The organism is Variovorax sp. PDC80, from assembly GCF_900115375.1.
Taxonomy (GTDB): domain Bacteria; phylum Pseudomonadota; class Gammaproteobacteria; order Burkholderiales; family Burkholderiaceae_C; genus Variovorax.
Genome location: NZ_FOWG01000004.1, coordinates 1 through 15,179, shown reverse-complemented (window position 1 = coordinate 15,179; position 15,179 = coordinate 1). Strand labels below are relative to the sequence as shown.

Here is a 15,179-nt window from a genome sequence, read left to right as displayed (position 1 = left end):
GGCCCATCGAAGAAGCGTGGGGCTGACGGATGTCGGCCTCATTTTTTCTTTCTATCGAAAGGACCATACGGACATGGCTCTCCCATCAAGAAACACAACCGCGGCTTCAGGCGCCTCCGCAGCGCCGGGCCAACTCCAGCAGGTCGGCCAAGCCATCGAAACCCTCGCCAATCTGGTTGCCGGGAACAGGTTGCAGGCTGCCCTCGATACCCTCGCCTATGGCTACAAAGCCGGACTCAAAGGCAGCCGAGAGGACGTCGAATACACCAACGCGAAGATCCCGTCGGGCAACTACGCAGGCCTCTCGAACAGCGAGCTTCAGAAGATTGCCAGCGATATCGCGAAGCAGGGCGCCACGCAGGCCCTTGCATCGGAGGCCCTGGTCAAGCTCGTGCAGTCCGGAAAGGTGTCCGGCTCCGTGATGCCGGTTGCGGCGACGGCCGTCGTGGAGATGAATCGACTCGGGAAGGTGCCGATCGAGGATGCGACGGAACTGTTCTCCAAGATTCGGGACGAGCCGACGAAGTCCTCGCGTGAACTGAACAGGGAGCGCCGGTTTCTCGGTCCGGCGGAGTACGAGCGGATAGGCAAGCTCGAGGCGGGCGGCCAGAAGGAGGCGGCCGGCGACCTGGCTCAGAAGCTCTTCGCCGAAGCGCGGATCCGTGAAGCGAGGACCGCGGCGGCAAACCGGGGTTTGTTCGATCGCTTGGTGCAGTCGGGGACGGATTTCATAGCATCCATCGATGATGGCGCGCGCGAATGGGGGCGGCGAAAGACCCCGCAGCAGAGACTGGACGAAGCATCCCGACTGCAGAAGCGCTTCGACGAGCGGGAAACCGAAGAGGGCAGGAGGTTCGCTGTGACCGGTGGCGATGCCGTGATCGGTTTCCCGAATCGTTCCTCGGCGGCGAAAAGAGCGCGGGAGGACGTCGCGCTGCGTGCGGAGATCGTGCGAGCGGATGCGCGCGGCAATGCGGCGCAGAGCGAAAGAACCCGGCAGGCCAACTCGGCCATCGATTCGATTCAACAAGACGCGGATCGGAAGTCCGAAGAGGAACGCGAGAAAAGCCTTGCCGGACGGATCGTCGAGGGGCTGAAGCAACCCAGCGTCATCGGTGTCGACCGCGCTCGTGCCGATCGCGGTGCAAACCTTCCGGGCAAATCCCTGCCGGTGAGCAGGGTGGACGCCAGCGCGCGCTCGATCTCACGCGAGGGCGTAAATGCCGGCGCGACGGTGATCTGTGCACAGTGCACCGGCGAGGCGCCCGAGCGGTCGCGCAAGGGCGAAGAGGCCACGATCGGTGCCACTACGGTCAAGGATTCGGCGGGAGAACGGCAAGACCCGTCCGTAGAGTCGATGCGCCGGGCCACCTCGAGCGTTCTCGACCAGACGGCGGCCTTGAAAGCGAGGAACGAGGAGCAGGGCAAGTCCCAGGTTGTCCTGCGGGAGCTGGGCATCGCGCAGCTCGAACAGCAGTACCGCGACCTCGAAGCCACCGACAACGTCATCCCCGGCTATATCGATGCGCTGAGCCAGCGCATCGACGCGGAGAGGGCTCTGCTGACGGTCACGCGCGAAGCCGAAGGCATCAAGTCGGCCGGGGAAAAGAAGAAGGAGCAGGAAGGCCGCTCCAAGAAGCTCTCGGACGATCTCAATGGCACGTTCAAGGACGGCATCACCGGGTTGATGCAGGGCCAGGAAGGCGCGCTCGACAAGATGGCCGAGTCCCTCAAGAAGAAGGTCTCCGGCGCGCTGGCCGATGCGCTCTACGACGCGACGCTCAAGCCCGCGGTGGAGAAGTTCACCGGGTGGCTGTCGAACTCGATCACGGGGCTGTTCAACGGGGGCGGGAGCGGAGGAGGAGGCGGCGGTGGAGGTGGCGACTGGCTGGGAAGCGTCTTCAGCACCGTGTTCAGGTTCTTCGGCCTCGGAAGCGCGAAGGGCAATGTCTTCGCATCGCCCGCGCTGCACGCCTACTCGAGCAGCATCGTCGACCGCCCCACGTTCTTCCCGTTTGCCAAGGGCATCGGCCTGATGGGCGAGGCGGGGGCCGAGGCCATCATGCCCTTGCGCCGCGGCGCCGACGGACGGCTGGGCGTGAGCCTGCAGGGAGGCGGTGCGGCCGCGCAGGCGCTGCACTTCGCGCCCTCGAATGTCTTCTACATCGATTCGCGATCCGACAGGGGCGCCGTCATGGCCGACCTCGATCGCGTGCTCCAAGCCAACAACGAGGGTCAGATGGAACAACTCAAGCGCATGCGGGTGGTGCCCCAATGAGCATCGTCACACTTCCGCCGAACCTGCCGGTCAAGCGCCAGGATTTCGGCCTGCAGACATTCGACCTGAGCTTCAGCAGCGGCGACACCGGCTCCACGCAGGTGGCCGTGCTGGCACCGCCTCGGCGCACCTGCGCGCTCGTGAGCGAGGAGCGCATTCCCTCGATGAGCGAGGCCGCGCAATGGCGCGCGCTCGCCCACGCATTGCGCGGCCAGGTCAACGTGCTCGCGATCTGCGATCTGCTGCAACCGGTGCCGCGCGGCACGGCGCGCGGCACCTGGACCGCGGTGGCGGCACTGGCCGGCGCATCGTCGCTGTCGATCCAGATGGGGGCCGCGCAGGCCGGCAAGACGCTGCTGCAGGGCGACTGGATCGGCGTCAACCAGGGGTCGGTCCAGCGCCAGCTGCTGCACGTGCAGGCCGACGCGGTCGCCGATGCCGCGGGCCTGATCGTGGTGCAGATCGAACCGGTGCTGCGCGTCGCCGTGGCCGCGGGCAGCGCGGTCGTCTGGGACCGGCCGACCTGCCTGATGCGCCGGACCGACACGAAGAGCAACTGGAGTTCGGAGTCGCGCGCGCAGGGCGGCTTCAGCTTCGACCTGATGGAGTCCTGGGAATGACGGTGAACACCAATTCGGGATTCGATGCGGCCAGCCGTGCCGGCGCCTACGGCGTGATGGCGCTGGCGGAGCTGCAGCTTCGATCGGGCACGGTGCGCTACACCACCTGGCCCGTCAACGTACAGACGATGGGTCAGTCCTGGCTGGGCCTGGGCAACCTGGGATCGATCGGCGAGTTGCACGAGAGCGAGGACGGCGCGGCCGAGAAGCTCACGCTGACGCTCTCGCCGATTGACGTGGGCACGCGCGCGCTCGCGCTCGGCGATCCGGCCGACTACCAGGACCGGCGCGTGCGCATCTGGATCGCGCTGGTCGATGCGGCCACGCTGCAGATCACCGGCCAGCCGGTGCTGCGCTTCGTGGGCGTGATGGACCAGATGAAGATCGAGCGCGACGGCACGACAGCGTCGATCGGCATGGACTGCCGCACGGCGAGCTACGACGTGCGCAGCAATCCGGCGGCGCTGCGCATGAATCATGCGCAGCACCAGGCACGGCATCCGGGCGAGATGGGCTTCAGCTACCTCACCAGCATCATCGGCAACCCGGCCGTGTGGGTGGGCAAGTGGCTGCAGGCCAATCTCCAGTACCGCCAGCTGCTGGGAGTGGGCTCCAAATGAACGCCGATCTCGACGCCTTCATCGAGGCCCGGCGCGCGCTGCGCTTCGCCTACTTCGAGAACGACTGCGCCACGTTCGCGGCGGACTGGGTGCGCGAGGTGCGTGGCACCGATCCGCTGGCCCCGTTGCGCGCCGACGATGGTGCCCTGGTGCCGCGGCGCCTGTTGACCGCGCTGCGTTACGTGCGGGCCGCCGGTGGTTTCGAGGCCATGGGCAATGCCTTGCTCGGGCCGTCGAAGCCCGGCCTGTGCGCCCAGCGCGGCGACGTGGTGCTCGCCCGCAGTGGCGGCCGCATCGGCCGCGTCTCCGGTCATTGCTTCGGCATCTGCACCGGCACCCACGTCGCTGCGCTCGGCGTGGATCGAATGAACTTTCTTCCCTTGACGGCAGCGGTGGCTGCATGGAGGTCTGCATGCGCGGCGTGACAACTCGTCTTTTTGCGTTCCTGGCGTTGCTGCTGGTCTGCGGCAGTGCGTCAGCCGATCCGGTGAGCGGCTTTTTCTCCCTCATCAGTGCAGCTCTCAGTGGTGTCACCGTCGGCGGGGTTGCGCTCGGCACGGTCGCCTCCTGGGCCGCTGTGGCCGTGAGCGTCGTCTCGGGCCTGTCGAAGGCCTCCCAGGCCCGCAAACAGGCGCGCCAGGCCGCTGCGCGCAAGGCGGCCGAAGATGCCGCCAACCTGCGCGACCGCACGACGACCATCGTGAGCGCGGAATCGCCATGGACCACTATCTACGGTGCACCGGCGCCCGTAGGCGGTTCGATCGTGGCCGTGCTCGACAGCGGTGGGCAAGCGCAGTTCAAACATGTGGTGATCGTCTTTGCGGCCCATGAATGCGAGGCGATCGACGAGATCTTCATCGAAGGCACTTCGGTCGGTCGCCCCAACGCGACGGGCTGGACCGATGGCGCCGAGTTCCAGCTGCCGCCGCCGTTCAAAGGATTGCCGTCGGAAGGCCCCGCCGTCAACGTCCAGTTTCACACCTCGCCGGGTGGTGTCGATACCGCGGACGTCTTCATGAGGGACAGCCTCAAGGCCACCTTCCCTGACCTCGATCTCTGGACCGATGCGCACCGGCTCAGTGGCTACACCTACGCGGTCGTGACGCTGAACATGCTGTTCGAGCGCTTCCAGGGAGGACTGCCCGCGATCACCGCGCGGATCCGTGGCAAGAAGGTCTACGACCCACGCAACGGGCAGACCCGCTACTCGCGCAATCCGGCGCTGTGCCTGGCGGACTTCATCCGCTCTGAAGCCGGCTACCTCGCGGCCGCCGACCAGATCGACGAAGCCGCGCTGATCGGCGCGGCCAGCGCCTGCGACGACCAGGTCTATACGGGTGTCGACGCCGAGAACTACGGCAACTCGAACGTCCGCTACACCTGCGACGGTGCCTTCCGCTCCGACCAGGACCGCGAGAGCACCCGCCAGCAGCTCGAGGAGTCGATGGCCGGCTTCTCGCTCGAGACCGGTGGCGTCTGGCGCATCCAGGCCGGGGCATGGTCGACCGCGGTGCTGAACCTCACGGACGTCGACATGCTGTCGCCGACCGCTGTGGTCCAGACCGCCAACGTCGGCGCGGACCGGATCAACGGCGTGCGCGGCACCTACGTGAACGCGGCACGCAATGGCGTGAACGAGGACTTCAAGCCCTACCAGAACACCGTGTTCCGTGCGCAGGACGAGAAGGACAAGTTCCGCGACATGGCGCTGGCCTTCACCGGCTCTCACGTGCGCTGCCACCAGCTGGCGCGCGTGGCCGTCGAGCAGAGCCGCGGTGGCCTGGTGCTGCGGATCCATCCCAAGATGCTGGCCTGGCACCTGCAGCCCGGCGACCGGATCGTGCTCTCGAGCGCGCTGTACGGCTTCAACAACAAGACCTTCCGCGTGCAGGACTGGAGCTACCAGCGCAACGCGCCGCTGAGCTTGCAGGTGATCGAGGACGTGCCCGCCTACTACGACCTCGCCGACGAGGTGCTGTCGGATGCCGCGCCGAACACCAACCTTCCCAGTCCCTTCATCGCGCCGCAGACGCCGATGGACCTCATGGTGAAGAGCGGGCCGGAACTGATGGTGCAACAGGGCGGATCGACGGTGGTGCGGGCGCGCGTGAGCTGGGCGCCCTGGGCCGACGATGCGGCCGCCCGCACGGGTGCGATCCGGGTGCAATGGCGGCTGATGCAGACCGGCGAGGGATGGCAGAGCATCGACCTGCCGGGCGACGCCGTCGAGACCTTCCTGCTCGGACTGTCCGTGGGCGGCGTCTACCAGGTGCGCGCGCGCTTCGCGACGCCCTACGCGGTCAGCAGCTGGGTGATGGTCGAGCACGTGGTGACCGGCAAGACGCAGCCGCCCGGCAGCGTCAGCGGGCTGCAGCTCGGCGTGGAGAACGACGGTGTCCATGCGCGCTGGGCCGAGCCGGCGGGCCTCGACCTGCTCGACTGGAACCTGACCGAACTGCGCATCGGCACGGACTGGGCCACCGCCGCGGAGGTCTGGTCCGGCAAGGCGGTTCAGGCGAACCTCGGCTGGCTGCAGACGGGCGTGGTCAAGCTGTGGGCATCGCACGGCGACACCACGGGCCGGTGGTCCACGCCGGTGTCGACCGCCATCGAGATCCTGTCACCCGCGCAGCCCGTGCTGACCGGGCAGGCCTTCCGCGACCAGGTCGAACTGCAGTGGCCCGCGAGCGGGACCACGCAGCCCCTGCGGGGCTACGAGGTGCGCGTCGGCTCCGTCTATGCGGAAGCACGCGTGCTGAACCTGGTGGACGCCCTCGGCTACAAGTACACGCAGACGGTGCCGGGCACCTACCTGTACTGGGTGTGCGCCGTCGACCTGGCGGGCAATCGCAGCGCGCCGGGCTTCAAGGAACTGATCACGCTGCCGGGCATCGACGAGGCCCTGGAAGAACTGCAGGAGGGGCTGCAGGAAACCGTCGACCAGTTGAAGCAGTCCGACAGCGCCAATGCCGCGGCGATCGCACAGGAAGCGCAGAACCGCGCCGCGGCGCTGGTGGCCGAAGGGCAGGCGCGGGGGCAGGCCGTGCAGGCAGAAGCGCAGAACCGGACGCGGCAGGTCGCCGGTCTGACCGAGGCGATTGCCGATGAGGCTGCTGATCGCGCGGCGGCCGACGCCGCAGAGGTACAGGCGCGCGTCGCGGCGGTGGCAAGGGAGGCCAGCGATCGTTTGGCCGCAGTGCAGGCCGAAGCCAACTTGCGCGCCGACGCTATTGCCGCGGAACAGAACGCGCGCGCCGCGGCTTTGATCGCCGAAGCGGCCGCACGGGGTACGGCCATCTCCAACGAAGCCAGCATGCGCCAGCAGGCCGACGGCGCGCTCGCTTCGCAACTCACGACCCTGACCGCCTCGCTCTCGACGACGACTGCGGCGCTGCAGACTGAACAGTCCACCCGAGCCAACGGTGATGAAGCCGAAGCCACGGCCCGACAACAGCTTGCGACGAGATTGCAGCTGGCTGAATCCACGCTTGCCGCGTCGATCGCCAGCGAGGCCATCGCGCGCAGCACGGCCAATGCGGCCGAGGCGCGCAGCCGCGAGTCGTTGTCGGCCGCGCTCACCGGCCAGGCGAACGTGGGTGCCACGCTGGCCGATGTGCAGGGCCCTTCGATGCGGCTGGACCTCGCGGCATCGCGCCTCGCTGTCTGGCAGCCTCTCACCATCACGAACGTGAGCGGCGTGTTGGGCGAGGAACGTCAGGCGCGCATCGCGGCCGACGCCGCCGAAGTGACGGCGCGCGAGACCATGCGGGCGCAGCTCACGGGTGGCTACGAAGGGTCCGATCTCTCCAAGGTCGTGAGCGGCCTGCTTCACCAGGAGCGCAGCGCCCGCGCCAGCCAAGACGAAGCGCTGGCGCAGCAAATGACCTTGATCTCGGCGGGTGTGGGCGAGCAGTTCGACTACACCAGGATCTGGTATTTCGATGCGGATGCCGAAGGCTGGAACGGAAACGGCGCGCCCGATGCGGTGGCAGGCTGGCTGCGGCCGGCGAACCGGGTCGGCGATCCCTATGTGACTTCTCCCACTGGCCTGGCCAGTGCCGGCGCGATCTTCAGCCAGATGAGGTTGCGGATCCGCAAGGTGGGCGCGCCGGCCTGGGCCGGGCAAATCTTCTGGCGAACGCAGGCCGACAGCGGTTTTGAGGAGGGGCGCAGTGCGGCGATGGTCGAGCCGACCTACGACAGTGCCGGGATCGGCATGGTCAATGTCAATCCGGGCTGGAGCGGCAGCATCGATCAGATTCGCATCGACCTGTCCGCGGCGCAGTCGGCCAGCGACTACTTCGAGATCGACTGGGTGGCGATCGGGCGGCCATCGCCAGGCGCCTCGAATGCCGCGCTGCAGGCTGAGGCGATGGCGCGGGCGAGTGCCGATGCGGCGCAGGTCACGGAACGCGAGACCCTGGCGGCCCAGCTGCGCGGAACCTATGTGGGCGGCAGTCTCGAGCAGCTCACCTCCGGCCTGCTTGCTGCGGAGCGCGACACGCGCGTTGCCGCCGATATGGCCGAGGCGAAACTGCGCGAGCAGCTTTCCGCCACGGTGGTTGGCAACAAGGCGAACATCGATGCGGCGCTGGAGAGCGAAAGGACCGCGCGAGCCGGCGCCGACGCGGCAGAAGCTCGCGCCCGCGAATCGCTGGGGGCCTCGCTCTCGACCGGCCTGTCCACGGTGTCGGCGAATCTCGTCGCCGAGAAGGCAGCCCGCGCGGATGCCGACGCGGCCGAGGTCGTTGCGCGCGAGTCCCTGGCGGCCCAACTGCGCGGCGGTTACGCCGGCAGCGACATCGATGCCGTCTCGGGTGGACTGATCGCGAGCGAGCGGCAGGCGCGCATCACGGCAGATCAGGCCGAGGCGACGCAACGCCAGGTCCTCGAGACGACGGTGGCCGACAACAAGGCGCGTGCCGACGCACAGATCGTGACCGAGCAGGCGGCACGATCGGATGGCGATGCCGCCAACGCCCGCACGATTTCGGCGTTGTCGACCTCGATGTCGGCGGGCCTCGTCGATTCCGCGGCTGCGCTGCAGACCGAGATCGACGCTCGATCGACGGCGGATCTGGCCGAGGTGACGCAGCGTCAGGGCCTGTCCGTGGCTCTCACGGGTCGCACAGATGCCTCGGGCACCTTGGTCACGGTCGTGGGGCCGTCGGTGCGCCTGGACTTCGTGGGAACATCCCTGCGCGCCTGGGACCCGCTCACTGGCGCCACGCTGACCTCGGGACTGCTGTACGAGGAGCGGCAGGCACGCATCGACGCAGACAGTGCGGAGGTTGCGACGCGGCAACTCCTGGCTGCTTCGCTGTCGAGTGGCTTGTCCACGACCAATGCCGGCCTGTTGAACGAGCAAAGGGCGCGGATCGATGCGGACACGGCACAGGTCCAGAGCCTGGGGGCGCTGTCGACCATGGTCGCCAACAACCAGATCGCGAGTTCGGCCGCGCTGACCAGCGAAGCCAGCGCGAGGGCGAGGGCCGATTCGGCCGAGGCTGCCCAACGGCAGGTGCTGTCCGCGGCGTTGACGGGGAGTTCGGATCTGGCTGCCAGCTTGTCGGAGGTCAAGGGGCCGTCCATGCGGCTGGCGTTCGCGGCCACGCCGGTTGTCGGCCTCAGGGTATGGCAGCCGCTTTCCCTCGGCGGCTTGGCCAACGGGTTGATCTACGAGGAGCGTACAGCCCGCATCACGGCGGACGAGGCAAGCGCCAGTGTCATCACCGGCGTGAGCACGCGGCTCTCGGCAACCGAAACGAAAGTGCAAAGCAGCGCCTCTGTCCTGTCGGTGCTCTCGACTTCTGTCGATGCGATCGGCGGAAAGCTCACCGCTCAGGCGACGCAGATCGGACAGCTCTCGACGTCGGTCGGACAGAGTGCGGTAGCGATCACGAACACTGCCACTGCGCTGGCCGAACTGGATGGCAAGGTAAAGGGTTCCTGGCGTTTGAACGTGGATGCCAATGGCAAGGTCTCCGGACTGATCCTGGACAACAACGGCAGCACGTCGAGCATGGTGGTGCAAGTCGACAAGTTCGCTATTGCGCAGGACGGACCGGGTGGTGAGACGAGGTTTCCGTTTGTCGTCGGCGACATCGGTGGAGAGAGCTCCATCGGCGTGAACGGAAACATGTTCATCGATGGTTCGATCAAAGCCCGTTCGCTCGATGTCGAACAGCTCACGGCAACGATCTCGAGGCTGAACTACATCAGTTCGGGGCGGATCACGATCAACGGCGACATGTCCGGCAACGACTGGGGATATATCCGGAGTCCTGGCAAATGGCGCGACGACAAGAAGGGATGGGTTCTCGCACAGCACCCCAACGGCTCTATGTTCGTCGACTTCAACGTCGACAAGTGCGGTCTCGTGATGCATTACGACCAGGCCAGCCAAGCCGCGAGATTTCGCCTGTGGGGGCCGAAATTCAATCTGGACAACGACGGCCTGAAGATTGGCGAGGCTGTGATCGGGACGCTCAGTATTGCCGAAGGTGCCGTGACTGTGCCAACAGGGCGTTCGGACACAGGGGCGACCGTTGGTATCACTCACAAGGTGCCCAACATCAACGGAGCGTCGATATTGACCTACATCACTGCCTCGACATTCATCCCACCGTATGCCGGCGGTGGCCTCGGCGGCTCCATGACGATCTTCGTGGACGGCGTCGCGCATTGGGTCGGCGTTGGCGTGCCAGGCTCGACAGTCACGGGAGTCGTGGTCAAGGACCTTGTACCGGGCGACCACAGCATTGCCGCAGTCGGCACGTTCGGTGGCTCGAGCACTTCCATTTTTGCACTCAGCTGCCAGAGGTAATCCATGCCCAACTACACAGCCTACGACAAAGTCACTGGCCGCGTCATCGCGCGCGGAACCGCGCACAACGAGGAGGCCTGCCGGATGCAGGCGGCGGGAGCTCATGAAGGTATTCTCATCGGTGACGTACCGGGAGGTCACTATCTCGACCCGCAGACGCTTGCATCGATTCCGATGGGCGAGCAGCCGACCGAGCACTGCGTCTTCGATTGGGCGATGCATGCCTGGGTTGATCCGCGCACGCTGGAGGACAGGCGCCAGGCGCTGCGTGACCAGGTAGCCGAGCATCGCTGGGCGCTGGAGACCGGCGGCCTGGTCTTGCCCGACGGCCTGCGCGTGAGCACCAAGCGCTCCGATCGCGACTCACTCTCGGCGCTCTTGGTCACCGCCGAGCGTGCTGGCATCGAAGCGGTGGACTTCAAGTTCGACAGCGGCTGGGTACGCATGAGTCTGGCGGAGCTCGATGCATTGGCTTGCCGCTTGGCATTGCACATGCAGACGTGCTTCTCCTGCGAACGGGCTCACCACGAAGCGATAGGAGCGCTGTGCTCGAGTGCCGAGACGGAGGCCTATGACTGGCTGCAAGGTTGGCCATTGGTCGATCTACGTGTGCCGGCTCATCCCGGAATGCTCAAGCAGTCACCGGGCTCGCAAGGGTCGGGGGCACTGAATCAACCGAACGAATCGCCAGCAGGCGAATAAGGAGCGACAGCATGGGAACGACTCTTACCGAAAAAACCTTCACGCAACTGTTTGCAAGCGGGGGCGGCTTGAACGGCTCGCGCGTGGCACCGGGAGGCAACATTGAGGCCTCGGCGACTCCGCGCTTCGATTTCGACCCCCTGACCAAGGCCGCCAGGGGGCTGTTGGTGGAAGGTAGGCGTGCGAACTACCTGCGCCAATCGTCCCGCTTTCACCTGGACGAAGGCATCTGGATAAGCAATGACGTCAATGTGGAGCGCAACTCGGCAGTCTCGCCGACGGGCCAGCAAGACGCGGCGAAACTGGTCCTTGCCGCCTCCGGAACGTATGGGCAGGGAAATGTGCGCCAGACTACGACGAAGCCCGCCGCCGCGGGGTTCTACACGGCTTCCGCCTATCTCAAGTCTGCGGGTGGCGTCCGCGGATTCATCTATGTTGCGGGGCACGCCGGCGTGGATTCCGTCAGTGCGAACTTCGACCTCGTGGGGAACGCCCATGAGATGTCTGCCACTGGCAGCTTCTACGTTGCCTCCCACAAGGTGGAGGACGCTGGAAATGGCTGGCGTCGCTACGAGGTCACCTTCCAAGCGGATGCCTCGACAGAAGCGACTTTTTCGCTCTACCCGAGCAGCCCCACCGGCAACGGTCCCGGAGACAATGTCTCCGGCATGTATGCATGGGGTGCCCAATACGAGGCCGGAACCTTCGCGTCCTCGGTCATCCAGACCACTGCCGAGGCGCTCTTGCGCACGTCGGATGCCGCGACGATCTTCAATCTTCATCAGGCTCCCTGGTGCAACCTGCAGGAAGGGACGTTCTACGTGCAGTTCGTGCAACGCCGTGCGCCGGTGGGTGTGTCGCAGATGATTTTCGGTGTCACGAGCAATCTCGATGCGGGGGATCGACTGCTCGTATACCTCGAGGGGAACAACGCGGTCAGCGCCAATGTGTACAGGCAATGGGTCGAACAGACGACCGTGGTGGTTCCATACTCCGTCGTGCCGCCGGGTCAAGTTCGAAAGGTCGTGGTCTCCTGGAAGTCGGGTCGTTTTGTCATTCAAGTCGATGCCTTGGCCCCCGTGGTGACGGGACTGGCGATGCTCCCCAACTACATCTCTCCGGCGTTGTTCCTGGGACACCGCAATGGCGGGGAGGACCCCATCTGGGGGGAAATCCGGGAGTTTGCCTACTGGCCGAAGGCGGCCAACCCGGGCGAGATCTCCGCAATCACGCCGGCAACGGAGTTGATTGCCGGGTAGGCGTCGATCGCCCTGCGCCGGGGTCGAGATAGCACGGCGTTTCCTTGGGGAATTCGTGTCAGATGAGTATTATTCTCATTCTCTCGGCCCTGGCCTTTCCCCTTTTTCCATGACTTCCCGAACGACCTCGCACGCCGTCCGGCGCGCGGCGTGAGCGCCGGCCTGCGCTACCGCCTCGGCGTTACCTCGCGCGCCGTCGCCGCCATCGCCGGCGGCTACGGCGTGGCCGCGCTCTCCGCCGCCGCGCTCGCGCTGTGCCTGCCTGCGGCCTTCGGCATGGCGCGCAGCGAAGCCGCGATGACCGGCACGCTGGCCTCCTTCCTCGTGTTCGCGGTCGCGGTGATGTGGGTGTTCGCGGCGCGCAGCGCGTGGCGTGCCTGGATCGGCCTGGTGATCGCCGCGGCGCCGCTGGGCGCGCTGCTGCTGGTGCTGCCCACGCCGGGAGCGGGCGCATGAAGGAGGGCTTCCGCCAGTCGATGGCCTGGTTGCACACCTGGTCGGGCCTCTTGGTCGGCTGGGTGCTGTTCATGGTGTTCGCGGCCGGCACGGCCTCGTACTTCAAGGACGAGATCACGCTCTGGATGAAGCCCGAGCTGCACGGGCTCTCGCGCGCGCCGGTGCCGCAGGTGCAGGCCACCGAGGGCGCTTACGCCTACCTGCAGCAGCACGCGGGCGACTCGCCGCGCTGGTTCATCACGCTGCCGACCGAGCGCGAGCCCTCGACCAGCCTGTTCTGGACCCGGCCCGCGCCGCCGGCCGGCTCGCCGCCGCGCGACCGGCGCGACCGCTTCGGCCGCGCGGTGCTCGACGCGGCCAGCGGCCAGCCCTCGGCGGTGGTGCGCGAGACGCGCGGCGGCGAGTTCTTCTATCGCCTGCACTTCGACCTGCACTACATGCCCGCGATCTGGGGTCGCTGGATCGTCGGCTTCTGCGCGATGTTCATGCTGGTGGCGATCCTCAGCGGCATCGTCACGCACAAGCGCATCTTCAAGGACTTCTTCACCTTCCGTCCGAAGAAGGGCCAGCGCTCGTGGCTCGACGCGCACAACGCGACCGCGGTGCTCGCGCTGCCCTATCACGCGATGATCACGTACACGGGCCTCGTCACGCTGATGTTCATGTACATGCCCTGGGGCCCGCAGGCGGCCTACAAGGACAGCGGCGGCACGCAGACCTTCTTCTCCGAAGCCTTCGCGGGCGGCGTGCGCGAGCAGTTCAAGGCCGCGGGCCAGAAGGCGCCGTTGGCACCGGTCGCGCCGATGCTCGCGCAGGCCTCGGCACACTGGGGCGGCGCGCCGGTCGGCCGCCTCACGGTCAATTCGCCGAACGATGCCAACGCGACGGTCATCGTGCGCCGCGCCGAAGGGCCGCAACTGGGGTCCGAGCAACCGTCGATGGTCTTCAACGGCGTGACCGGCGCCCTGGTCGGTGCCTACGGCGACAGCATGCGGCCCGCCGTCGAGACGCGCAGCGTGCTCTACGGCCTGCACATCGGCCGTTTCGGCGATCCGCTGCTGCGCGCGCTGTTCTTCGTCTCCGGTCTCGCGGGCTGCCTGATGGTGGCCACCGGCCTCCTGCTGTGGGCCGTGAAGGAGCGCCAGAAGTTCGCGAAGCGGCTCAAGCAGGGCGGCCGCGTGAGCTTCGGCCTGCGGTTGGTCGATGGACTCAACCTCGGCGCGATCGCGGGCCTGCCGCTCGCGATGGCCGCCTTCTTCTGGGCCAACCGGCTGGTGCCGTTCGACACGGCCGACCGCGGCGCGGCCGAGATCGGCTGGTTCTTCGCGGTCTGGGGCGCGGCCGCGCTGCTGGGTCTCGCGCGGCCCACGCTGCGCATGTGGCAGGCGCAGCTGGCCGCGGGCGCACTGCTGTTCGCGCTGCTGCCGGTGCTCAACGCATTCACCGGTCCCGCGCCGCTCACGGTCAGCCTGCGCTCGGGGCCGAGTGCCGTCGCCGGCTTCGATCTGGTGTCGATCGCGCTGGGCCTGGGGCTCGCGGGCGCGGCCTGGATCGTGGAACGCAAGCGGCGCAAGGCCCTGAGCACCTCGGCGAAGAAAGCCGCGAAGGCCGACCCGGCCGATGACGCGGTGGACTCGCCTTCGCTCGCCACCTCGGGCCAGGGATCGTGATGAAGGCCTTGCTGATCGCGACCGTGTTCGCCGCCTCGCTCGCGGGCTTCTGCGCGCTGGGCCTCGCGATGGACCGCCACAGCGAGGACGTCTTCGGCCGCGGCAGCACACCCGGCCCGTGGCGACGCTGGCTGCAGCTCGGCGGCAGCGTTGCGCTGTGCCTGTCGCTCGTCGCCAGCCTGCGCGCCGCCGGTCATTCGATCGGCTGGGTGCTCTGGCTCGGCGCTCTCACGGCGGCCGCGCAGACGGTGATGGGGCTGCTGAGCTACGCGCCGCGCCGTTTCCACTGGGTGGCTTCCGCGGCGGCGGCGATCGCGGTGCTGGCGGGGCTCGGGTGCCTCGTGCTGGCGGCGCTGGGCGATTGAGTCATGGCGCGCGGCCCCTCGCCGCGCGCGCTGCATCTTTGACGTCGGATCGGGCCAACGCCCCTTCAATGCCTTTCTCATATCGCAACTCTGTGTCATCAGTTTGACACTGTAGTCACAGGGTCGGGATTGCGCGCTCGCGCTAAACGTTTCCGGATTGCGCTGGATGAACTGGTCAGAACCGTAGACCGATCCAAGGCGTTCGGCACAGCCTGCAGGGCAATCCCTGCGCGCGTCATGCACCCGCAGCACGAACGATCGCCAGAACGTTCATCGGCTGCGGGTAGACGCGTTGGCTGCCATACCGGCGGTTCGGATGAAGCGTCGAGGTGTGCGAGATGGTTGCAATCGTCAGTGGCAATAGCCTGGGACTGAGTCTGACG

The 15,179-nt window shown here is 67.0% G+C and carries 10 protein-coding genes; all 10 read left to right on the top strand.

Going from position 1 to position 15,179, the window contains the following annotated elements; all coding sequences use genetic code 11:
* The first annotated feature begins 16 nt into the window (after positions 1-16).
* The 10 genes from BM109_RS13490 (at position 17) to BM109_RS13445 (ending at position 14,796) form a co-directional block, all read left to right on the top strand.
* A complete protein-coding gene (locus tag BM109_RS13490) occupies positions 17-2,278 on the top strand; it encodes a phage tail length tape measure family protein (RefSeq protein ID WP_093343519.1) in 2,262 nt (753 codons plus the stop codon).
* Positions 2,275-2,898, top strand: coding sequence for a hypothetical protein (locus tag BM109_RS13485; protein WP_093343518.1), 624 nt, complete (start codon positions 2,275-2,277; stop codon positions 2,896-2,898). Before BM109_RS13490 ends, BM109_RS13485 begins: the two co-directional genes overlap by 4 nt.
* Positions 2,895-3,518: a hypothetical protein gene (locus tag BM109_RS13480; RefSeq protein ID WP_093343516.1), complete on the top strand. Its 624-nt coding sequence runs from the start codon at positions 2,895-2,897 to the stop codon at positions 3,516-3,518. Before BM109_RS13485 ends, BM109_RS13480 begins: the two co-directional genes overlap by 4 nt.
* Positions 3,515-3,943: a DUF6950 family protein gene (locus BM109_RS13475; protein WP_093343515.1), complete on the top strand. Its 429-nt coding sequence runs from the start codon at positions 3,515-3,517 to the stop codon at positions 3,941-3,943. The genes BM109_RS13480 and BM109_RS13475 overlap by 4 nt, the downstream gene beginning before the upstream one ends.
* Positions 3,931-10,344, top strand: coding sequence for a phage tail protein (locus BM109_RS13470; protein WP_143129160.1), 6,414 nt, complete (start codon positions 3,931-3,933; stop codon positions 10,342-10,344). Before BM109_RS13475 ends, BM109_RS13470 begins: the two co-directional genes overlap by 13 nt.
* A gap of 3 nt (positions 10,345-10,347) precedes the next feature.
* Positions 10,348-11,046 (top strand): DUF4376 domain-containing protein, encoded by a 699-nt coding sequence (locus BM109_RS13465; RefSeq protein WP_093343511.1) that lies wholly within the window; start codon positions 10,348-10,350, stop codon positions 11,044-11,046.
* An 11-nt stretch (positions 11,047-11,057) separates the two neighbouring features.
* On the top strand, positions 11,058-12,305 hold the full coding sequence (locus BM109_RS13460; protein WP_143129159.1) for a phage head spike fiber domain-containing protein: 1,248 nt from the start codon (positions 11,058-11,060) through the stop codon (positions 12,303-12,305).
* A 150-nt stretch (positions 12,306-12,455) separates the two neighbouring features.
* Positions 12,456-12,761 (top strand): DUF3649 domain-containing protein, encoded by a 306-nt coding sequence (locus tag BM109_RS13455; protein WP_093343508.1) that lies wholly within the window; start codon positions 12,456-12,458, stop codon positions 12,759-12,761.
* Positions 12,758-14,431 (top strand): PepSY-associated TM helix domain-containing protein, encoded by a 1,674-nt coding sequence (locus tag BM109_RS13450; RefSeq protein ID WP_093343507.1) that lies wholly within the window; start codon positions 12,758-12,760, stop codon positions 14,429-14,431. Before BM109_RS13455 ends, BM109_RS13450 begins: the two co-directional genes overlap by 4 nt.
* The gene (locus BM109_RS13445) at positions 14,431-14,796 is read left to right on the top strand and encodes a DUF3325 domain-containing protein (RefSeq protein ID WP_093343505.1); all 366 of its coding nucleotides are present in this window, start codon (positions 14,431-14,433) and stop codon (positions 14,794-14,796) included. Before BM109_RS13450 ends, BM109_RS13445 begins: the two co-directional genes overlap by 1 nt.
* The last annotated feature ends 383 nt before the right edge of the window (positions 14,797-15,179 follow it).